This window comes from Providencia sp. Me31A (genome assembly GCF_050487165.1).
GTDB lineage: Bacteria > Pseudomonadota > Gammaproteobacteria > Enterobacterales > Enterobacteriaceae > Providencia.
In genome coordinates, this window is record NZ_JBKQGZ010000005.1 from 1 (window position 1) to 21,048 (window position 21,048).

Below are 21,048 nucleotides of genomic sequence, written 5' to 3' on the forward strand. Positions count from 1 at the left end.
CTGATCCCAAAATGACGACAAGTTTTAGCAATATTTTTGCTCTCACGGGCATGATTTAAGATTTTTGTTTTATGTGCAATATCTCGTTTAGCTTTAATGTTCATCATATCTGACCTCCGGCTACAATGAGAAAAAACTAATTGTCAACCGAAGTCCAGACTTTCATACTTTGTGAGGCCTCAAATTCATCGACAATCTATTTATCCTGAATGACATATTTGGTTATTTCTAACTAGGACGCGTTAATATTCACGTAGACGTTTATATAGGGTACTAAATATGAGTAATGTGTTGATATGACGTTACCGTTTATTGAATATATGATGAAATAGCTTATTTTATTATCAATGAATTATTATTTTTTTAAAAATGCCTGCAATATCGTAAACCCATTAACCAAAATTGGTAATTGATTGAAAAATCGCGAAAAATCGCGAATAGTAGTATATAGCCAGAAAATAAATAAGAAAAACCCATCTAACGTGGTAGATGGGATGCAAAATAGCAATATTTGTTGTTCATATAAGAACAAATTACATAAGCGCAATGTACTAGCTCACATCCTTATGAGCCCAAACTTAGTGGCGATTTCTCACCAACTGATACCGACGAGTCAGGTATTCTATAGGTGCACTCCAAATGTGCACTAAACGGCAAAATGGGAAGAGTAAGAAGATCGTCATACCCAAAACGATATGCAGTTTGAACACAATGCCAACACCTTCAAGATAACGCGATGCCCCCCAATGGAATGTCACGACAGACTGTGCCCAGCCCACTAATTTCAACATTTCACTGCCATCCATATGTTGTGCTGAAAATGGAATAGTCAATAACCCTAAACAGACCTGCACCACCAGCAATACCATAATCATGATGTCACCAAAAGAAGATGTCGCACGAATACGTGGATTTGAGAGGCGACGTTTCAATAACATCGCTCCACCAATTAGCATCATCACCCCCGCAGAACCTCCCCCGATCATCGCCATTAACTGCTTGATATGCATTGGCAGAAAAGATTCATACATCCAATGTGGTGTTAACATTCCCAAAAAGTGACCGGCAAAGATACCAATAATCCCCAAATGAAATAAATTGGATGCCAGACGCATATTCTTTTTATCTAACATTTGGCTAGACCCTGCTCGCCACGTGTATTGGCCGTAGTCATAACGCAGCCAGCTACCAACAATAAACACGGTGCCAGCAATATATGGGTAAATGTCGAAGAAGAATTGATTGAAGAAATTCATTTTTGCACTCCTACATGGTTGCTCGTGCCGAGATCCAAGTATTGTGGCGTGACGGCATTAGCAAAACGGTGTTGATGGGCGGTGACTTCCCCACCGCAGGTTTTCTCATCCGCAAAAAACTTCACTTGTTCCTCTTCCCACACTGCATCAAGGGCTTGAGGCGTGTCATCCCGCGCTTCTGATGCCACTTTTTTGCTAAGTTGATCAGTGGCAATTTCGCTATTGGATAACTCAAGCAATATCTCAAACAAGCTCGCAAAGCGGCTTTCACGCTGTTTCAAACGCTCCCCTAATAACGCTAAGATTGGCGCGATATCGTGCAAGCCTCCCACGGTTTCTTGTGGAGGTAAAACAGTGAGATATTCCAAGTAAATGGGTAAATGGTCGGGCAGCTCTTTGCAATCGATTTGCAAACCACGCTGCTGGTACTGACCCATTAAATCGACCATCGCTTGGCCGCGGTCGCGGGATTCTCCATGAACATGTTCGAATAACAGCAACGATGTCGCGCGTCCTCTATCAAATAGCTCACAATATTGCGCCTGCATATCGAGTAAATCCTCATTGAGATACTCACGCACAAACATCATCAGTTGAACCGCGCGAGTCACAGGTAATTCATCCGCCTGCTCTAACGCCTCGATTAACTCATCGCGGTGCTGCCAAAGCGCCTCTGAAGGGTACTCTAACAACCGAGAAATCACTCTTAACGTCATCATAGTGTGTTCTCCTGCGCTGTTTTTGGCGTCACATCTATGGCATCAATACGTCTGCTATTAAACAGATTGGTTTTACTGTCGCTACCATGACAACCATCACCAAAGCTAAAACCACAAGACTTGGCTTCAGGAAATGCTTCACGAGCCAATTCACGGTGGCTAGATGGGATCACAAAACGGTCTTCATAGTTAGCAATCGCCAAGTAACGGTACATTTCTTGTGCTTGAGCTTCGGTTAATCCCACTTGCTCTAATGCGCTGGTATCACATTGGTTTTCCACTGTTTCTGCACGTTTATAGTGGCGCATCGCTAACATACGTTTTAACGCTAACAGAACAGGTTCGGTATCCCCCGCCGTTAAGAGGTTAGCGAGGTATTGCACTGGGATACGCAAGCTTTCGACATCAGGTAAGACGCCATTGCTCGCCAATAACTCCGAATCAGCGACAGATTGAATCGGTGACAGAGGCGGTACATACCACACCATTGGTAATGTGCGATATTCAGGGTGCAGCGGCAGCGCTAGCTTCCACTCCATCGCCATTTTATACACCGGCGATTTTTGTGCTGCGTCGATCACACTTAATGGAACACCTTGTTTTTGGGCTTCCTCAATCACTTTAGGATCGTATGGGTCAAGGAAGACATCGAGCTGGCTTTGGTACAGATCCGTCTCTTTTTCCACACTCGCCGCCGATGCAATTCTATCCGCGTCATATAGCAGCACGCCTAAATAACGGATACGACCCACACAGGTTTCTGAACAAACCGTTGGCATACCTGACTCAATACGTGGGTAACAGAAAATACATTTTTCTGATTTACCACTTTTCCAATTAAAATAGATTTTTTTGTACGGACAGCCTGTCAGGCACATGCGCCATCCACGGCATTTATCTTGGTCAATCAGGACGATACCGTCTTCAGATCGTTTGTAAATCGCACCACTTGGGCATGTTGCGACACAAGCAGGGTTCAAACAATGTTCACACAGGCGTGGCAAATACATCATGAACGTATTTTCGAATTGCCCGTACATCTCTTTTTGGATGTGCTCAAAGTTTTTATCTGCGGCACGCTTCACAAATTCACCACCGAGGTCATCTTCCCAGTTAGGCCCCATTTTCACGTTACTCATCCGTTCACCCGTAATCAATGAGCGTGGGCGAGCCGTCGGAACATGTTTGCTTTCTTTGGCATTTTTTAAATGGCCATAATCATAATTAAATGGCTCATAATAATCATCCAAAGCAGGTACATCAGGGTTAGCAAAGATTTTAGACAGTACGCCGACTTTGTTCCCCATGCGTGGAACCAGTTTGCCTTTAATGGTACGGAGCCATCCTCCTTTCCATTTTTTTTGATCTTCCCAATTATGAGGGTAACCAATACCTGGCTTTGTCTCGACGTTATTGAACCAAGCGTATTCAACCCCCTCACGACTGGTCCAAACATTTTTACAGGTCACTGAGCACGTGTGGCAACCAATACATTTATCGAGGTTTAGTACCATGCCGACTTGAGAACGAATTTTCATTATGCTTTCTCCTTTCCTCTCAGGGGCTGCTGATAGGTATCATTTTCCCCATCCAGCCAGTCGACCTGTTTCATTTTTCGAACAACCACAAACTCGTCACGGTTAGAACCCACGGTTCCATAGTAATTGAAGCTATAGGCCAGATGGGCGTAGCCGCCAATCATATGAGTCGGTTTCGGACAAACACGCGTGACAGAGTTATGGATTCCTCCGCGCTGCGCCGTAATTTCTGACCCCGGTAAGTTGATCAGCCGCTCTTGTGCGTGGTACATCATGACCATCCCTTCAGGGACCCGTTGGCTCACAATCGCTTTTGCCGTCAACGCGCCGTTACTATTAAACGCCTCAACCCAATCATTATCTTCGACACCGAGTTCGCGAGCATCACCCTCACTTAACCAAACCACAGGGCCACCACGACCGAGCGTCAACATCAATAAATTGTCGCTATAAGTAGAGTGAATGCCCCATTTTTGGTGTGGCGTCAGAAAATTCAGCGCTTTTTCAGGGTAACCGTTGGATTTTGCTCCCACTAATGGCTGCGCTGCACGCGTATCAATGGGGGGGCGATACACCACAAGACTTTCACCAAAGGCGCGCATCCATTCATGGTCTTGATATAACTGCTGACGACCACTGAGTGTGCGCCAAGGGATCATCTCGTGAACGTTGGTATAGCAAGCGTTATAAGAAACATGTTCATCTTCTATACCTGACCAAGTCGGGCTCGAAATGATCTTACGCGGCTGTGCCACAATATCGCGAAAGCGAATTTTTTCATCTTCTTTGTGCCGTGCTAAATGCGTATGATCGCGCCCTGTAACCCTACTTAGCGCATCCCACGCTTTCACTGCAACCTGCCCATTGGTTTCTGGCGCTAAGGTTAAAATCACCTCGGCAGCGTCAATAGCTGTGTCAATTTTAGGGCGGCCTACATTGGCCCCTTCCGGCTGGGTTTTGTTCAGTTTTTTCAGGAAGTCAACTTCATCTTGCGTATTCCAGCTAATACCTTTTCCACCGTTCCCCAACTTGTCCATTAATGGGCCAAGGGAGGTAAAGCGTGCGTAAGTATTCGGGTAGTCACGCTCAACACAAATAATGTGCGGTGCGGTTTTCCCCGGAATCAACTCACACTGCCCTTTTTTCCAATCCCTGACATCAAAAGGCTGTGCCATTTCCGCAGCGCTATCGTGCTGAATTGGGAGTGTGACCACATCAGTTTCTTGGCCTAAATGACCCACACTCACGTCTGAGAACACTTTGGCTATACCTTTGTAAATTTCCCAGTCGCTTTTCGATTCCCAAGCAGGATCTACTGCGGCGGATAACGGATGAATAAACGGATGCATATCCGAGGTATTCATATCGTCTTTCTCATACCAAGTAGCAGTTGGTAAAATCACATCTGAGAATAAGCAAGTGCTCGACATTCTGAAATCGAGAGTCACCACTAAGTCCACTTTCCCTTGCGCCGCAGTATCTTGCCATTCCACTTCTTCAGGTTTGACGCCACCTTGGTGACCTAAGTCTTTGCCTTGAATACCATTTTCAGTACCCAGCAAATATTTCAATAAATATTCATGGCCTTTCCCTGCGGAGCCTAATAAATTTGAACGCCAAATAAACAGGTTGCGTGGAAAGTTTTGTGGGTTATCTGGCTGTTCTGCCGCAAAACGAATATTGCCGTTTTTCAATTCCTTAACGGTATAATCTACCGGAGACAGTCCGGCTTCTTGCGCCTGTTTAGCTATGTTTAATGGATTGACATTCAGCTGTGGTGCTGAAGGCAACCAGCCCATTCTCTCGGCGCGTACGTTCATATCGACTAAACTACCGCTAAACGCTTTTTTATCCGCTAAAGGTGAGAGTAACTCTTCCGTTCCGACGGTTTCATAGCGCCATTGGCTAGAATGGCTATAGAAGAATGATGTGCTGTTCATGTGCCGTGGTGGACGCTGCCAATCAATAGCAAAAGCAAGGGGCGTCCAACCTGTTTGCGGTCGTAGTTTTTCTTGCCCAACATAGTGTGACCAACCACCCCCACTTTGCCCCACACAGCCACAAAAAATCAGCATGTTGATAATCGCACGGTAAGTCATGTCCATGTGATACCAATGGTTGATACCTGCCCCGACAATAACCATAGCTCGGCCGTGCGTTTTCTCTGCGGTATCCGCAAACTCACGGGCGATACGAATAATATTTTGGCGGCTCACCCCAGTGACTTTTTCAGCCCATGCAGGGGAGTAAGCTTTCATATCATCATAATCAACGGCACAATTTTCATCACCAAAACCACGGTCAATACCATAGTTAGCGAGCATTAAATCATACACACTAGTGACCAGAGCCTCGCTGCCATCTGCAAGCTGAATACGTTTCGTGGGTAATTTGTGCAGTAAAACGTCTTTCAGTTCAACACGTTGGAAATGTTCGCTTTCTAAGCCCCCAAAGTATGGGAAGCCAACCTCAACAAACTCATCATGCGTGTCTGCAAGGCTGAGTTTCATTTTGACCTCGTGCGCATCTTGCCCTGCGCGCGGTTCTAAGTTCCATTTTTGGCTGTCATCCCAACGGAATCCCATCGAACCTTGAGGTGCACACAGTGCCCCAGTTTCTTCATCAATCGCGATAGTTTTCCATTCGGCATTTTTCTCTTCGCCTAAAGAATCCACCAGATCCGAAGCACGCAGCATGCGCCCAGCAACATAGCTACCGTTTTCATGCTTATCGAGCATTACCAACATCGGCATATCGGTGTAGGTGCGAACATATTCACGGAAATATTCCGCTTCTCGTTTGACGTGGAATTCATTGAGGATGACGTGCCCCATCGCCATCGCCATCGCACTGTCCGTCCCTTGTTTTGGGTTCAGCCAATGGTCGCAGAATTTGGTGATTTCTGCGTAATCTGGCGTGACAGCAACTGTTTTTGTCCCTTTATAGCGCACTTCAGCAAAAAAGTGAGCATCAGGCGTACGGGTTTGTGGGACGTTTGAACCCCAAGCAATAATATAGGATGAGTTATACCAGTCCGCAGATTCTGGCACGTCCGTTTGTTCACCCCAAGTCATCGGAGATGCAGGCGGTAAGTCACAGTACCAATCGTAGAAACTCAGGCAAGCCCCACCAATGAGGGATAAATAACGGGCGCCTGATGCGTAAGACACCATCGACATCGCAGGAATTGGCGAAAAACCGACAATGCGATCAGGGCCAAATTCTTTAATCGTCGCTACGTTAGCCGCAGCAATTAACTCGTTCACTTCCTGCCAACTAGAGCGAACAAAACCACCGCGACCACGAGCTTGTTTGTAACTCTGTGCTTTTTCTGGATCGCTAATGATGGAGAGCCACGCCGCAACAGGGTCTTTGTGCTCTATTTTCGCATCGCGCCATAATTTTAATAAATGCTTACGCATCATCGGGTATTTCACACGGTTTGCGCTGTATAAATACCATGAATAGCTGGCGCCGCGAGGGCAACCGCGCGGTTCATGATCAGGTAAGTCTGGACGGGTACGTGGGTAATCTGTTTGTTGAGTTTCCCACGTGACCAAACCATTTTTCACGTATATTTTCCAGCTACATGAGCCCGTACAGTTAACGCCGTGGGTAGAGCGCACAACTTTATCGTGCTGCCAACGGCTGCGATAACCATCCTCCCAATCACGGTTAACATTAAGCTCTTGCCCATGACCATCTGCGAAGGTATCACCCAACTGCTTAAAATAACGAAATCTGTCTAAAAATTTGCTCATTCGGATTACCTCCAAAGAGACGGCGACCGCCGCCTTACATTGCTTAAAAAGAGTTTTATTACTTGTTATTATTTGTGGGTGCGCCCGTAGACTAGCCACGTGATAAACACACAAGAGAGATAAAATACAAAGAACACTTTCATGGCATCAATGGGTGAACCGGTTAGGGTTAAAGACGTCCCAAAGGCTTTGGGAATAAAAAAGCCACCGATAGCACCAATAGCAGAGATAAACCCTAGTGCTGCCGCACTTTCTGTTACTGCTTCTTTTTGTGCTTCTTGCTCTGAAGCACCTCTTAATAAGGCTTTATCCATGGTTAATTTACGAAAAACCACGGCAATCATTTGGAATGTGGAACCACTGCCTAAACCTGCTGTTAAAAACAGCACCATAAACACGCCATAAAATGCACCAAATGAGCCAGTTTGACCGTTTTCTGGTAAAGTAAAAAACAGTAGACCTGAGAAAATAGCCATTGCGATAAAATTAAGGAACGTCACTTTGACGCCGCCAAAACGGTCAGACAACATGCCACCGAGTGGGCGTGCTAATGCGCCGAGGAATGGGCCAAAAAAGGCAAATTTCAAAATAACGATATCGGGGAACTGAGTTTTTGACAGCATCGCAAAGCCCGCTGAAAAACCGATAAACGACCCAAATGTTGAAAGGTATAACAGGCTTAAAATCCACAAATGCCCCCGTTTTAAAACAGGAAGTTGTTGTTTTAAAGACGCCTTATTTGTTGCCAAATCATTCATTCCAAACCATGCCAATACCGTAAAGAGCAGTAAAAACGGCACCCAAATCCACGCAGCATTTTCTAACCACAGCACAGAACCATCAGGTTGGACAGCGCCTGTTCCGCCCGCAAAAGTAAATACCCCCACGCCAACAATAAACGGCGCGACCAGTTGCATCACACTGACACCTAAATTGCCTAGGCCGCCATTCAGACCAAGAGCGCCACCTTGGCGAGATTTTGGGAAAAAGAAGCTAATATTTGCCATGCTAGAGGCAAAGTTTGCCCCTGCAAAACCACACAGAAGAGAGATAACAACAAATATTTGATATGACGTTGTTGTATCTTGAATCGCATACCCCAGCCAAATACACGGAATAATCAGAAATACAGTACTAATTGCTGTCCAACGACGACCTCCAAAGATAGGAATAACAAAAGAATAAGGTACGCGTAATAAGGCACCAGAAACGGAAGGCAATGCGGTTAATAAAAATAATTGATCGGTGGTAAAATTAAACCCCACTTTATTTAAATTAACGGCGACGGCACTAAATAACATCCATACACAAAATGCGAGCAATAAACACGGGATGGAAATCCACAAGTTACGTTTAGCAATTCGCTGACCTGTTTGCTGCCAGAATTGAACATCTTCAGGTCGCCAATCCTGAATAATACCATTTGACTGCGCGACTACATTATTTCGTTGAGACATAAATCACCCCGATAAATACAATTTCTGAGCGCAGTGTGTGACGAATATGTCACCGCGAAGCTGATCTAAATCAAGGCAAGTTAAAATGAAATTTAATGTGTTTTTTAAATAAACCACTAGAGTAGTATGGGGAGTATATTTAAATAACTAACTGATTAAACTAAATTTAAATTTAATTTAAAAATACATTACCCCCTAAATCTAACGTTAATTATCTCATTGGAAATTAGGGAGTAATACCGAAGTGGCATATTCAAATTTACATAAAGAGAACAATATCTATGTCATAAAAAGTAATAAAACATTAAGCTAAGTGAAAAGGATGATTTATGCCAACTACCTACCATAGATTCTCAATAATTAACCAAGTAATTGGTTTAATGTTATTGATTGCTATATTCGGTATTATTGGCATGACCATATCAAATCGTATGATTATTAGCGCGCAAGGAAATGCACACGCGATTAATAAATCCGGCTCATTACGGATGCAGAGTTATCATTTACTTTCATTAACACCACTTACATCATATTCTGATGATTATATCAATGAACTCGAAAATAATTTACTAAGTCATGAGTTAACACAGGTTATCGAAATAGAAGGCTTAACAAACCAATTTTCCGAACTTTATCACTATTGGTTGAATGATTTAAAACCTGCACTTATTGCCGCTTCATCACCTAATGAAGCACGTTTTGAAGTAATTACCTTTGTCAATAAAATCGATGAGTTAGTTCGTAGCATTGATGAAAAAACGGAACGTAAAATGACGTATGTGTCGATGACACAGATGATTTTTATTACCCTTGTTTTGCTTTTACTCCTTCTGACTATTTGTCATTTTAGAAACAAAATTTATTACCCGTGGTTAACATTATTAAAAATGGTGAATGCAATTAGCCATAAAGATTTTAGTCAACGCTTTCCTCTCCATAAAAAGCAAGATGAACTTTCCACCCTTGGGCAGACACTTAATCAAATGTCCGATGAATTAGCACAAAGTTATCATCATCTAGAAGCTCGTATAGAGGAAAAAACGGCTGACCTACAGAATAAAAATAAAGTATTACTGTATTTATATCGTTCTAATCAAACGCTACATTCCATTAGCCCACTCACAACACGACTAACAAAAGTATTAACTGAACTTAGCGGCTTAACCCCACTAAAAAATATACGTTTACGGTTATACGAAGAAAATAATGATACTTGCTTCCATGAAATTCAGACCAGCCAACCTCTAATATTAGAAGATAAAGAACCCACAAGAATACTATCATGGGAGATTTCCGATCATTTATATCGTTATGGCGTGATTTTGGCCGAGATAGCTATCAGCCAGTCATTATCTGGTGAACAAAATAATTTAGTTCTCATGTTAGCCAAACAAATGTCAGGTATGTTAGCGATGGAGCAGCAACTAGAGCAACAGCAAAAATTGTTAATTATGGATGAACGCTCAGCAATCGCGAGGGAGCTTCATGATTCAATTGCCCAATCTTTATCTTGTTTAAAAATGCAAATTAGCTACCTGCAAATGCAACCTAATATATCACCAAACAAACAACAAGATTTACTCAATCAAATGCGCAATGAAATTAATTCGGCTTATAGCCAATTACGTGAATTACTAACGACATTCAGATTGAAACTCACTGAACCTGGTTTATTAGCCTCTTTAGAAAGTACAATCAGGGAATTTAATCAACGCATTGGATTTGAAATAAACGTAATCTACCAAATTCCGGCTAAAATTATTTCACCACATCAATCGATCCATATCATACAGATAATCCGAGAAGCCTTGAGCAATACTCTCAAGCACGCTAACGCTACATGGACACAAGTATCATTGTTAGAAAATGCAGGTGTTATCACTGTCACTATTGAAGATAATGGTGAAGGTATTCAACCTCAACCCATCAAAAATAATCATTATGGGCTAATCATCATGAGGGAAAGAGCCCTGAGTTTAAACGGGGAGTACCAAGTCACTTCTCACGCTCAGGGAGGTACAACGGTAAGTGTCACATTCCCACTCGCTGTGGCTTAATTAAATTGGAGTTACTTGTTGATGAAAAACAAAAATATCACGAGTGGGCAATCCACTATTTTACTCATTGATGATCATCCGATGCTACGTAATGGCGTTAAACAACTCATCAGCTTAGAACCTTCATTAAAGGTCATTGGTGAGGCCGATGACGGAGAAACCGGCATCAAAATCGCCAAAGAATATGATCCCGATTTAATCCTATTAGATTTAAATATGCCTAAAATGAATGGCTTTGAAGTCCTCAATAATTTACGTAACAGTGAACTTTCTGGGAGAATTATTTTATTCACTGTTTCAAACTACGGCGAAGATTTAATTAATGCCCTAAAACACGGTGCTGATGGTTATTTATTAAAAGATATGGAACCAGAAAAATTCATTATCGCTCTCAAAGAAGCTGCAAGCGGTAAGCTGGTTGTTAGCCCAACTCTTGCTTCCGTCTTAGCGGAATCATTAAGAGATAACCGAACACCAACAGATCATAATCTTGCCGTGTTAACACCAAGAGAAACACATATTTTAGATTTAATTTCCCAAGGGTTATCAAATAAGCAAATTTCCAATAAACTACAAATTACAGAAAGTACGGTTAAAGTACATGTCAAACATTTATTGAAAAAACTTAAATTGAAATCACGTGTAGAAGCGGCAATTTGGGTTTTACAACAAAAATAGTCTTTGCAGTTTATTATGCTCATGCATCTAGCTATGGCTGTTGTTTTAGGTAGCATCGACGAGAGCATACATCGGTTAATTTAGGGGGGAACTCAATCATATTATCGAGTTCTCCCCTCTAAAACAAATCGTTAATTAACGATATAAATCTTTACGTTGATATGGTTCTATTTCACCTTCTTTGCGTGTTTTCAACAGTTTTAAGATCCACGTATATTGCTCAGGGTATGGTGCAACGAGATGCTCTAACTCTTCATTCATTCTCCGTGCAATATACTCGTCATCTTTCCCCTCAATATCATTCATAGGTTCACGAATATAAATATGTAATTGATGCGTTTTATGATCATAAACAGGAAACAACGGAACAATTTTCGCTTTGCACACTTTCATTAACCGCCCAATTGCAGGTAATGTGGCTTTATAGGTAGCAAAAAAATCCACAAACTCGCTATGCTCTGCACCATGGTCTTGATCAGGAAGATAAAAACCCCAGTACCCCTGCCTTACAGAGGCAATAAATGGCTTAATGCCAGCTTCTCGCGAATGCAAACGCCCACCAAAATGGTAACGTGCTTTATTCCATAAGTAGTCAGCAACTGGATTTTTCTGATGATGGAACATAGCCGCCATTTGTTGCCCTTTCGCCGCTAACAACATAGCAGGAACATCAACCGCCCACCCGTGGGGAACCATAAAAATAACATTACTTTGCTGATGCTTTAAACGCTCAATAATTTCTTCGTTATGCCAATGTGTTCTTACCAACGTTTTACTTGCACCACGAATACATAACTCAGCCAACATAACAAAGGATTGAGGTGCTGTTTCGAACATTCGGTCAACTAATTGTTCTCGATCCTCTTCTGTCAATTGTGGAAAACAGTAAAGTAAATTGATTTTAGCTCGTCTACGAGCACTTTTAGCTACCCGTCCTACCCATTTTCCTACCTTTGCAAGTAAAGGATCGCGGACTTTAACTGGGATATAGGATAACCCGACAAAAACTGCTGCACCTAACCATACTCCCCAGTATTTAGGAGATAAATAGGAGCGATGAAAAGTTGGCACATAACCTTTCTTACTATCTGTATCTTGGTCTTTATTCATGCTGTACCCAAGTGAATAATGGCTATTTTTATAGCCTATAATAATGATTTGTGAAAGTATTATAACGAAAACTGGCAGATACAAGTACCTGCCAGAAAATGATATATAGGAACTTAGCTTATTGCAGTTTAAGTTGAGGCTTAACTTCTTTTACCAATGCTAAATAGTCTTTACGCTCTTTGCCTGTTAGACCACCAGAGCTTGGTAATTTAGCTGTTAATGGGTTTACTGCCTGCTGATTTATCCACATTTCAAAATGTAAGTGTGGACCTGTTGACCGACCTGTATTCCCAGACAATGCGATACGATCCCCTCGTTTTACTTTTTGACCAGGCTTAACTAATAACTGACGTAAATGCATATAGCGAGTTGTATACTGGCGACCATGGCGAATTGCGATAAAATTACCTGCAGCACCGCTATATTTAGAAACAATTACTTCACCATCGCCTACGGCTAAAACTGGCGTCCCGACTGGCATTGCAAAATCAACACCTTTATGAGGTGCAACGCGTCCTGTCACAGGATTGACACGACGTGGATTAAATTGAGACGAAACTCTAAATTGTTTTGCGGTTGGGAAACGTAAGAAACCACGTTCTAAGCCATTCCCTTCGCTATCATAATAGCGGCCATCTTCAGCTCGAAAAGCATAGTAACTTTTGCCATTAGTTTCTAGACGTACACCAATGAGTTGACTTTGCTCACTACGACCATTTAGCATTTCTCTGCTCATTAATACGCTGAACTTGTCGCCTTTTTTCAATTTACGAAAATCAACTTGCCACTGTAACGCTTTGGTAACTTCACGGCCTTCACTACGTGTTAAACCTGCTTTACTTGTACTTTGTGCAAAGGTGCCATCAACCGTACCGTTTAGAACACTATTAGTCCACTCACCTGTACGGATTTGTTTTACTTCTTCAAATTTATTGGTATCACCGACACGGTTAAATACACGAGTTTCACGACGTGAAACTTCCCAAGTTAAAGACTCAAGTTCACCTTGTTCAGTCAAAGACCAGCTCAATGTTTGACCAATTTTAAGGTTGCGCAATGATCGATGCTGGTTGGACAACGTCACAACATCACCGGCTTCGATACCAAACTGAGTTAAAATTGTGGTTAAGTTATCGCCACTCGCAACAACATATTCATGTGCTAATGGGACCCCTTCGCCACCACTTTCACTTGTTTCCGTTTCTGCTTCGGTATCAGCAAGTCCTTCATCAGGAAGCTGTTCACTACTGTCTTGAATTATATCGTCAGTAGCATCACTGGCAGGCAATAATGAAAGAGGGATAATAGTATCTGGAGTACCATCATTTTCAGATATAGATGGCATGTGAACGGGCCGCCAGATTGCGACGGCCATGGTAGCGACTGTGAGAGTACTTAGTACTATCTTGTGGGTTCTAGACAGGCTACCATATACCTGAGCCAGACCTTTGGCCATTTGCTGCACTTAAACAATTCCTTCTATTTTTAATTCAGGCAGCTAGCGTATTGTTCCGACAAGTTAGTCAAAAACTGCATGTAGCTATCTGGTCCTATTGCCAGCCCACTTCCGAGTGGGTCAAGAGTGCCCATTTTCACTCCCGTATTGCGTGCTACACTTTCGATCACAGCAGGCCTGAATTGTGGCTCAGCAAAAACACATTGCGCTTTATGCTCAACCAGTTGTGTTCGTATTTGATGTAATTTCTGCGCACCAGGTTGTATTTCTGGGTTTATCGTAAAATGCCCCAATGGGGCGAGTCGATAGTGTTTCTCAAAGTAGCCATAAGCATCGTGAAAAACGAAATAACCCTTGTTTTTAGCTGGCTGCAAAATATTAGCAATTTTTTGATCATTTTGCGCCATATTTTCTTTGAATTTACGAAGGTTTACGTCTAGCTTATCTTTTTGCTCAGGATAAAGCTCTACTAAACGTTGATGAATATCCTGCGCAGCGAGATTTGCGATATCTGGGGATAACCAGATGTGCATATTATACTCACCATGATGATGATGTTCGTGATCGTTGTCATGATTAGCATTATCTCCATGCTCATGGTCATGTTCATCCTCATGAGACTCCGCCATTAACAATGGCTTGATATTATTTTGCTCTGCCAGTGCCAGCCGTTTATTCTGTGGTAATGTGTTGATTGGCTTCTGTAAAAACATTTCCATATCAGGTCCAATCCACACAAATAAGTCCGCCTGTTTAATCTTTTTCAAATCAGAGGGTTTGAGTGCATAATCATGTGGTGATGAACCATCCGGCAATAAAACTTGTGTATCCGTCACACCATCAGCAATACCTGCCGCAATAAAAGCCAATGGACGAATTGACGTGACAACACTCGCATTAGATGTAGGCACCATTGTTACACTTACTACGGAGGTCACCGCTGCTCCAAGAAGAAATTTACGAGCATTGTGTTTCGATTTATGTATCATAGCAGTCTTTTTCCGTGATTTTAATTTTGAAATGTTATAATATAACACATCATGAATTCTGCAAGATGTTTTTCATATGCAACCATTACTCACTTTAAATAAGATTTCTGTTTCATTTGGCGAAAAACAAGTTCTCAAAAATGTATCCTTTGAACTTAACAAGGGTGATATCGTGACGCTTTTAGGCCCAAATGGAGCTGGAAAATCAACGATCGTGCGCGTTGTCTTAGGTCTTTTAAATCCTACATCAGGCACTGTCACACGCAGTTCTCCCCTCGCCATCGGTTACGTACCCCAAAAACTTCATTTGGATACGACCCTGCCTCTTACAGTCAAGCGTTTTATGTTGTTAAAACTTGGCGTTCGCAAAGAGCACTTACAACCGGCTCTTGAGCGCGTTAATGCCACCCATTTACTTGACCAACCGATGCAAAAATTATCGGGAGGCGAAACACAACGCGTCCTATTAGCTCGCGCTTTACTCAACAAGCCTGATTTGCTCGTTCTTGATGAACCAGCCCAAGGTGTTGATATTACAGGTCAAGTAGCGTTATATGACTTAATAAACCAATTAAGAACTGAATTGGGCTGTGCCGTATTAATGGTTTCCCATGATTTACATTTGGTTATGGCTAAAACCGACAAAGTTCTATGCATTAATGGCCATATTTGTTGTTCTGGTGCCCCTGATGTCGTCTCAAATCACCCTGAATTTGTCGCTATGTTTGGTTACCGAGGTGCTCAACAATTAGGGGTATATCGTCATCAGCATAATCATCAACATGATTTAGAAGGCAATATCATTGTAAAGCACCAGCACAGCAAGGATTGTAAACATGATTGAGTTATTACTACCCGGTTGGATCGCGGGCATGTTACTTGCAATTGCCGCAGGTCCATTAGGCTCTTTCGTCGTCTGGCGACGGATGTCTTATTTTGGCGATACACTTGCTCACGCCTCTTTATTAGGTGTCGCTTTCGGTTTATTACTGAACATCAACCCATTTTATGCGGTCATTACCGTCACTCTGTTATTAGCTTTAATCTTAGTTTGGCTCGAAAAACGCCCTCAATTAGCCGTTGACACCTTGCTAGGCATTATGGCTCACAGTTCACTATCCCTTGGTCTTGTCGTAGTGAGTTTAATGGCAAATGTCCGTGTTGACTTGATGGCATACCTGTTTGGTGACTTACTTTCTGTTAGCTATGAAGATATTATCACGATATTAATTGGCGTTATTGTCGTTTGCGGGTTGCTTTTTTATCGCTGGCGAGCGCTTTTATCTATTACCGTTAGCCCTGAGTTGGCATTCGTAGATGGGATTAATATTCAACGACTACGCTTATTGTTAATGTTAGTAACCGCCCTAACCATTGGTATTGCAATGAAATTTGTTGGTGCATTAATAATTACATCATTGCTGATTATCCCTGCGGCCACGGCTCGTCGATTTGCTCGTACACCTGAACAAATGGCATTTATTGCAATTATTATTGGTATGCTTTCTGTCACTGGAGGACTGACTTTTTCCGCTTTCTATGACACGCCGGCAGGGCCATCTGTTGTCTTAATTTCAGCCATTTTGTTTATCCTTAGCTTATCAATTAAAGCCAAAAATTAATTGATATATAAATACCTCAGTACTGATTTACTGGGGTATTATCCATCATTACTTTCATATCATTTTATTCGCTTTTTCGTTTTTTCTATTTCATACTGATGCCGTTTATCTTATTTCAGGGTCGAAAAATGAAGAAAATACTCACGGTTTCTATGGCTATTAGCATATTTTCTGCTTCAGCCAATGCTATTGAATACTCTTGTCAGTTAGAGAACAATAAGTTAGTTAGCGTAGTTGTCGAGAACGGTAAAACCCCCGTTTATCGATATGGAACATTAGGTAAAACAGAAATTACCCTACCAGCAAATGCCAAGGGCCGTGAAAATATTTTTGTAGGCAAAGGGATGTTCTCTGGAGGGGCTAGCTCAGTTTATATTCGCTTCCAAAACGGTAATTATAATTATGTGCTGTATGATGGTGAAGGCAAAGGATGGTATTACCAAGGTATCGTGGTTTACCAAGGCCAAAAAATCATTAGCAAGAAAACCTGTAAACCTGACTCAAATTTGAACCTATATAGCATCCTTGATTATGACATTCCAGAAGACTCGTACGACACTGGAATTGATTTTCAACTAGATCCTAACTCACAATCATAGTTTTGTTCTCATTAGTTTCCCTCTTTTAAAGGGAAACTAATTAAACCTCTTTCGGCGTTAGCCCAAAGTGGTTATAAGCATGAGCTGTTGCCATACGACCTCGCGGTGTACGTTGAATAAACCCTTGTTGAATAAGATAAGGTTCTAACACATCCTCAATAGTTTCACGCTCTTCACCAATAGCAGCAGCAAGGTTATCCACGCCAACGGGCCCCCCCATAAATTTGTCAATAATTGCCACTAATAATTTACGGTCTAAATAATCAAACCCTGCAGCATCGACATTTAACATGTCCAATGCTTGGTTAGCAATAAGTTCATCAATTGAGCCATTCCCTTTTACCTGAGCAAAATCACGCACTCGCCGCAATAAACGGTTCGTAATACGCGGTGTTCCGCGAGAGCGCATAGCCACTTGAAATGCCCCTTCTTCAGTAATATCTAACCCCATGTATTGTGCACTACGTTTGACAATATGTTGTAAATCATTGACTTGATAAAACTCTAGTCGCTGAACTATGCCAAAACGATCTCTTAAAGGAGAGGTTAATGATCCGGCACGAGTTGTTGCACCAATTAAGGTAAATGGAGGCAAGTCGATTTTGATTGAACGCGCAGCTGGGCCTTCACCGATCATGATATCTAATTGATAGTCTTCCATTGCTGGATAAAGAATTTCTTCAACAACAGGAGAAAGGCGATGAATTTCGTCAATGAATAAGACATCGTGGGGCTCAAGGTTAGTTAGCATTGCCGCTAAGTCACCGGCCTTTTCTAAAACAGGCCCCGACGTCGTACGCAAATTGACACCTAATTCATTTGCGACAATCCCTGCCAAGGTTGTTTTCCCGAGCCCAGGAGGACCGAAAATTAATAAGTGATCGAGTGCATCACCTCGCATTTTTGCTGCTTGAATAAAAATTTCCATTTGGTCTTTAACCTGCGGTTGACCAATATATTCATTCAGCAACTTTGGCCTGATCGCGCGGTCAATAGCCTCTTCATCAGGCTGCAATATTTCAGCAGTAATTAGGCGATCAGCTTCAATCATCTTAATATTCTCTCAATCAAAGTGCAGCACGTAAGGCATCACGGATCAATGTTTCGGAATCGCTATCTGGTTTAGCCACTTTACTGACCATTCGGCTAGCTTCTTGAGGTTTATAACCAAGGGCAATCAATGCAGCAGCAGCCTCTGCTTCAATATCTGCCATACGTGGGGCTTTGCTGCTCACGTTAGGAAGATTGATATCACTTGTTTGATTGAATAGATCCCCATTAAGGCCTTTAAAGCGGTCTTTCATTTCAACCACTAAGCGCTCCGCTGTTTTCTTGCCAATACCTGGTAATTTTACCAGTGATGCAATCGCTTCTTGTTCAATGGCAGAGACAAACTGCGGAGCAGACATCCCAGATAAAATAGCGAGTGCCAGCTTAGGACCAACACCGTTGACTTTAATTAATTCTTTAAATAATGCTCGCTCTTGTTTATCGTTAAAACCATAAAGAAGCTGAGCATCTTCACGAACCACAAAATGGGTAAAAACAATCGCTTCTTGGCCGATATCGGGGAGCTCATAAAAACACGTCATTGGCATATGCACTTCGTAACCCACCCCTTGTAATTCTAGTAATACTATTGGTGGCTGCTTTTCTAGTACGATACCACGTAAACGACCAATCACATTGAAGCCCTCAGTTACTGCTTAAACTAAAACAGTTTAGCCTATTGTTATTAATACTGCTGTTTATACCACAAAAAATGCTGGATGCATATCCAGTTGCAAGTTAAATATTGATTGTAAATATTCTTTCAGACAAACTTGCTATCTCAAACGCCCCCGCGTTAACACAAGACGAGTATCCCCAACCTTCAATAAATTTTGGTTAAAATGGCAATGAGTGATAGCAATGGCTAAGGCATCCGCAGCATCCGACTGAGGATTAGCAGATAACTTTAATATTGATTTAACCATATGTTGTACTTGACTTTTTTCTGCCGCGCCAGTACCCACCACAGTCTGTTTAACTTGTCTCGCTGCATATTCAAATACAGGAATATCTAAGTTTGCAGCTGCAACAATAGCCACCCCACGCGCTTGACCCAGCTTCAGTGCTGAATCTGCATTTTTTGCCATAAAGACTTGTTCTATTGATAGAACGTTCGGTTGATATTGAGTGATAATTTCCGAGACACCCGCATAAATCCGTTGCAGACGACTTGGTAAATCATCAACTTGAGTACGAATACACCCGCTACCTAAATAAAGTAATTGCCGCCCTTGTTGGCGAATAACGCCATAGCCCGTTACCCGAGAACCGGGATCAATACCTAATATAATCGCCATATAGTATCTGTTTACGCCTCTGTGTACTCATACTAGTAAATTATATCGTTCTAATTAGTTGTATAATACTATCAATTTCCACTAAATAATGAATTCAATATGATGATGTTAATCAGGTATATATGAAAATAAATTATCAGTATTAAAAAGTATAGTGAATAAAAGAAAGGACGCTATGGAAGGCGTTAGAGAAAACAGGCTACAACAGCCCGCTTTCTCTACGCGGATATGCTTTAACTATTCGCTAATTACAGCGTAGCTGCAACTTCGTCAGAAATATCACCGTTGTGATAAACTTCTTGAACGTCATCAGAATCTTCTAACATATCAATTAGTCGTAACAGTTTTGGTGCTGTTTCAGCATCCAGTTCTGCTTTCGTTGATGGGATCATTGAAACTTCAGCGGCTTCACTCGCAAAGCCCGCAGCATCGAGGGCATCTTTAACTTCACCGAAAGTTTCTGGTGTGGTATACACATCTATTGCGCCGTCATCGTAAGTTTCAACATCATCAGCACCAGCTTCTAACGCAGCTTCCATCAGTGCATCTTCATCAATACCCGGGGCATAAGTAATAACACCACGCTTAGTAAACAAATAAGCAACTGAACCATCTGTTCCTAAGTTACCACCAGTTTTAGTGAAAGCATGACGCACTTCAGAAACGGTACGATTACGGTTGTCACTTAAGCACTCAACCATGACCGCTGTACCACCTGGGCCATAACCTTCATAAATGATTGTTTCCATATTATCGTTATCATCATTACCCACCCCACGCGCGATTGCACGGTTTAAGGTGTCACGGGTCATGTTGTTAGATAACGCTTTATCTACCGCCGCACGTAAACGCGGGTTAGTTGCGGGATCACCGCCACCTAAACGAGCTGCTGTCACTAATTCACGGATAATTTTGGTAAAAATTTTACCGCGCTTAGCATCCTGTGCCGCTTTACGGTGTTTGGTGTTGGCCCATTTACTATGACCTGCCATGAAATATCTCCAAAAACGTCAATAAAATAATTAAATAGCAAATTCTAAAATAGCCTGACTGTTACTCCAGGATTTTGTTAACTTAGTTGCCTCATCGGGGGCTAGCCAACAATATTCACTGTGTTCCGTCAGTAATGGCATTTGTTCTTCATTTAGCACCAATTTAAACCAATGCTCTTTGCAGTGAAGCACATTTGGTGCATAACGATGCCTGAAATGCGGGAAAATTTCAAAGATGATACTGTGCGACAAATCTTGTAGCTGGTTTTTCTCGATATCAAAACCGGTTTCTTCTTTAATTTCACGACACGCAGTTTCATACGGTATTTCTGTTGATTCCAAACTTCCAGTGACCGATTGCCAAAAGTCTGGGTCATCTTTACGTCGTAACATAAGCACCCTGCCGCTATTTTTAGCCACAATAATGACCAATACAGACTCAGGGCGCTTATAATTTTTCATTGGA

At 42.1% G+C, this 21,048-nt stretch carries 18 protein-coding genes and 1 pseudogene; 5 read left to right on the forward strand and 14 right to left on the reverse strand.

Features of this window, described 5'->3' with window-relative positions:
- The 6 genes and pseudogenes from ACLPIE_RS05085 to ACLPIE_RS05110 form a co-directional block, all read right to left on the reverse strand.
- Positions 1-107, reverse strand: a pseudogene (locus ACLPIE_RS05085) (IS481 family transposase); the annotation flags it as partial.
- Between the two features lie 471 nt (positions 108-578).
- Positions 579-1,256 (reverse strand): respiratory nitrate reductase subunit gamma, encoded by a 678-nt coding sequence (narI, locus tag ACLPIE_RS05090; RefSeq protein WP_430260265.1) that lies wholly within the window; start codon positions 1,254-1,256, stop codon positions 579-581.
- Positions 1,253-1,975, reverse strand: coding sequence for a nitrate reductase molybdenum cofactor assembly chaperone (gene narJ / locus ACLPIE_RS05095; protein ID WP_430260267.1), 723 nt, complete (start codon positions 1,973-1,975; stop codon positions 1,253-1,255). Before narJ ends, narI begins: the two co-directional genes overlap by 4 nt.
- Positions 1,972-3,513, reverse strand: coding sequence for a nitrate reductase subunit beta (gene narH / locus ACLPIE_RS05100; RefSeq protein WP_430260269.1), 1,542 nt, complete (start codon positions 3,511-3,513; stop codon positions 1,972-1,974). The genes narJ and narH overlap by 4 nt, the downstream gene beginning before the upstream one ends.
- Positions 3,513-7,274, reverse strand: a complete 3,762-nt coding sequence (locus ACLPIE_RS05105) for a nitrate reductase subunit alpha (RefSeq protein ID WP_430260271.1) — start codon at positions 7,272-7,274, stop codon at positions 3,513-3,515. The genes narH and ACLPIE_RS05105 overlap by 1 nt, the downstream gene beginning before the upstream one ends.
- 68 nt (positions 7,275-7,342) lie before the next feature.
- On the reverse strand, positions 7,343-8,731 hold the full coding sequence (locus tag ACLPIE_RS05110; protein WP_430260273.1) for a NarK family nitrate/nitrite MFS transporter: 1,389 nt from the start codon (positions 8,729-8,731) through the stop codon (positions 7,343-7,345).
- Between the two features lie 329 nt (positions 8,732-9,060).
- Here ACLPIE_RS05110 and narX point away from each other — a divergent pair, with 329 nt between their 5' ends.
- Together narX and narL are read left to right on the forward strand one after the other, a co-directional pair.
- The gene (narX, locus tag ACLPIE_RS05115; protein WP_430260275.1) at positions 9,061-10,788 is read left to right on the forward strand and encodes a nitrate/nitrite two-component system sensor histidine kinase NarX; all 1,728 of its coding nucleotides are present in this window, start codon (positions 9,061-9,063) and stop codon (positions 10,786-10,788) included.
- A gap of 21 nt (positions 10,789-10,809) precedes the next feature.
- A complete protein-coding gene (gene narL, locus ACLPIE_RS05120) occupies positions 10,810-11,466 on the forward strand; it encodes a two-component system response regulator NarL (RefSeq protein WP_430260277.1) in 657 nt (218 codons plus the stop codon).
- Between the two features lie 135 nt (positions 11,467-11,601).
- Here narL and lpxM read toward each other — a convergent pair whose 3' ends face one another.
- From lpxM to znuA, 3 genes are all read right to left on the reverse strand, one after another.
- Positions 11,602-12,576, reverse strand: coding sequence for a lauroyl-Kdo(2)-lipid IV(A) myristoyltransferase (lpxM, locus tag ACLPIE_RS05125; protein WP_430260279.1), 975 nt, complete (start codon positions 12,574-12,576; stop codon positions 11,602-11,604).
- A 118-nt stretch (positions 12,577-12,694) separates the two neighbouring features.
- The gene (gene mepM, locus ACLPIE_RS05130) at positions 12,695-14,041 is read right to left on the reverse strand and encodes a murein DD-endopeptidase MepM (RefSeq protein ID WP_430260281.1); all 1,347 of its coding nucleotides are present in this window, start codon (positions 14,039-14,041) and stop codon (positions 12,695-12,697) included.
- Positions 14,042-14,061: 20 nt separating this feature from the next.
- Entirely contained in the window at positions 14,062-15,021 is a 960-nt protein-coding gene (znuA, locus tag ACLPIE_RS05135) for a zinc ABC transporter substrate-binding protein ZnuA (protein ID WP_430260283.1), read from the reverse strand.
- A 76-nt stretch (positions 15,022-15,097) separates the two neighbouring features.
- On the opposite strand from znuA, the gene znuC reads away from it, so the two are divergent.
- The 3 genes from znuC to ACLPIE_RS05150 all read left to right on the forward strand — a co-directional run bounded on the left by znuC (position 15,098) and on the right by ACLPIE_RS05150 (position 17,242).
- Entirely contained in the window at positions 15,098-15,865 is a 768-nt protein-coding gene (znuC, locus tag ACLPIE_RS05140; RefSeq protein ID WP_430260285.1) for a zinc ABC transporter ATP-binding protein ZnuC, read from the forward strand.
- Positions 15,858-16,643 (forward strand): zinc ABC transporter permease subunit ZnuB, encoded by a 786-nt coding sequence (gene znuB / locus ACLPIE_RS05145; RefSeq protein ID WP_430260287.1) that lies wholly within the window; start codon positions 15,858-15,860, stop codon positions 16,641-16,643. The genes znuC and znuB overlap by 8 nt, the downstream gene beginning before the upstream one ends.
- A 128-nt stretch (positions 16,644-16,771) precedes the next feature.
- Positions 16,772-17,242 (forward strand): hypothetical protein, encoded by a 471-nt coding sequence (locus ACLPIE_RS05150; RefSeq protein WP_430260289.1) that lies wholly within the window; start codon positions 16,772-16,774, stop codon positions 17,240-17,242.
- Between the two features lie 40 nt (positions 17,243-17,282).
- Here the strand turns inward: ACLPIE_RS05150 and ruvB are convergent, their stop codons facing one another.
- From ruvB to nudB, 5 genes are all read right to left on the reverse strand, one after another.
- A complete protein-coding gene (gene ruvB, locus ACLPIE_RS05155; RefSeq protein ID WP_430260291.1) occupies positions 17,283-18,293 on the reverse strand; it encodes a Holliday junction branch migration DNA helicase RuvB in 1,011 nt (336 codons plus the stop codon).
- A 16-nt stretch (positions 18,294-18,309) separates the two neighbouring features.
- On the reverse strand, positions 18,310-18,927 hold the full coding sequence (gene ruvA, locus ACLPIE_RS05160) for a Holliday junction branch migration protein RuvA (protein WP_430260293.1): 618 nt from the start codon (positions 18,925-18,927) through the stop codon (positions 18,310-18,312).
- Between the two features lie 141 nt (positions 18,928-19,068).
- Complete coding sequence (gene ruvC / locus ACLPIE_RS05165; RefSeq protein WP_430260295.1) at positions 19,069-19,590, reverse strand: crossover junction endodeoxyribonuclease RuvC; 522 nt, start codon at positions 19,588-19,590, stop codon at positions 19,069-19,071.
- Between the two features lie 248 nt (positions 19,591-19,838).
- Positions 19,839-20,582: a YebC/PmpR family DNA-binding transcriptional regulator gene (locus ACLPIE_RS05170; RefSeq protein WP_430260297.1), complete on the reverse strand. Its 744-nt coding sequence runs from the start codon at positions 20,580-20,582 to the stop codon at positions 19,839-19,841.
- A gap of 30 nt (positions 20,583-20,612) precedes the next feature.
- The gene (nudB, locus tag ACLPIE_RS05175) at positions 20,613-21,044 is read right to left on the reverse strand and encodes a dihydroneopterin triphosphate diphosphatase (protein ID WP_430260299.1); all 432 of its coding nucleotides are present in this window, start codon (positions 21,042-21,044) and stop codon (positions 20,613-20,615) included.
- Positions 21,045-21,048: the final 4 nt, after the last annotated feature.

What these genes read in the sequence shown, in the direction of transcription:
- znuB (WP_430260287.1), top strand. Translation starts at nt 15,858, where the DNA reads ATGATTGAGTTATTACTACCCGGTTGGATCGCGGGCATGTTACTTGCA.
- ACLPIE_RS05170 (WP_430260297.1), bottom strand. Translation starts at nt 20,582, where the DNA reads ATGGCAGGTCATAGTAAATGGGCCAACACCAAACACCGTAAAGCGGCA.
- narX (WP_430260275.1), top strand. Translation starts at nt 9,061, where the DNA reads ATGCCAACTACCTACCATAGATTCTCAATAATTAACCAAGTAATTGGT.
- ruvC (WP_430260295.1), bottom strand. Translation starts at nt 19,590, where the DNA reads ATGGCGATTATATTAGGTATTGATCCCGGTTCTCGGGTAACGGGCTAT.
- lpxM (WP_430260279.1), bottom strand. Translation starts at nt 12,576, where the DNA reads ATGAATAAAGACCAAGATACAGATAGTAAGAAAGGTTATGTGCCAACT.
- narH (WP_430260269.1), bottom strand. Translation starts at nt 3,513, where the DNA reads ATGAAAATTCGTTCTCAAGTCGGCATGGTACTAAACCTCGATAAATGT.
- ACLPIE_RS05150 (WP_430260289.1), top strand. Translation starts at nt 16,772, where the DNA reads ATGAAGAAAATACTCACGGTTTCTATGGCTATTAGCATATTTTCTGCT.
- narJ (WP_430260267.1), bottom strand. Translation starts at nt 1,975, where the DNA reads ATGATGACGTTAAGAGTGATTTCTCGGTTGTTAGAGTACCCTTCAGAG.
- znuC (WP_430260285.1), top strand. Translation starts at nt 15,098, where the DNA reads ATGCAACCATTACTCACTTTAAATAAGATTTCTGTTTCATTTGGCGAA.
- ACLPIE_RS05105 (WP_430260271.1), bottom strand. Translation starts at nt 7,274, where the DNA reads ATGAGCAAATTTTTAGACAGATTTCGTTATTTTAAGCAGTTGGGTGAT.
- ACLPIE_RS05110 (WP_430260273.1), bottom strand. Translation starts at nt 8,731, where the DNA reads ATGTCTCAACGAAATAATGTAGTCGCGCAGTCAAATGGTATTATTCAG.
- znuA (WP_430260283.1), bottom strand. Translation starts at nt 15,021, where the DNA reads ATGATACATAAATCGAAACACAATGCTCGTAAATTTCTTCTTGGAGCA.
- nudB (WP_430260299.1), bottom strand. Translation starts at nt 21,044, where the DNA reads ATGAAAAATTATAAGCGCCCTGAGTCTGTATTGGTCATTATTGTGGCT.
- ruvB (WP_430260291.1), bottom strand. Translation starts at nt 18,293, where the DNA reads ATGATTGAAGCTGATCGCCTAATTACTGCTGAAATATTGCAGCCTGAT.
- narI (WP_430260265.1), bottom strand. Translation starts at nt 1,256, where the DNA reads ATGAATTTCTTCAATCAATTCTTCTTCGACATTTACCCATATATTGCT.
- narL (WP_430260277.1), top strand. Translation starts at nt 10,810, where the DNA reads ATGAAAAACAAAAATATCACGAGTGGGCAATCCACTATTTTACTCATT.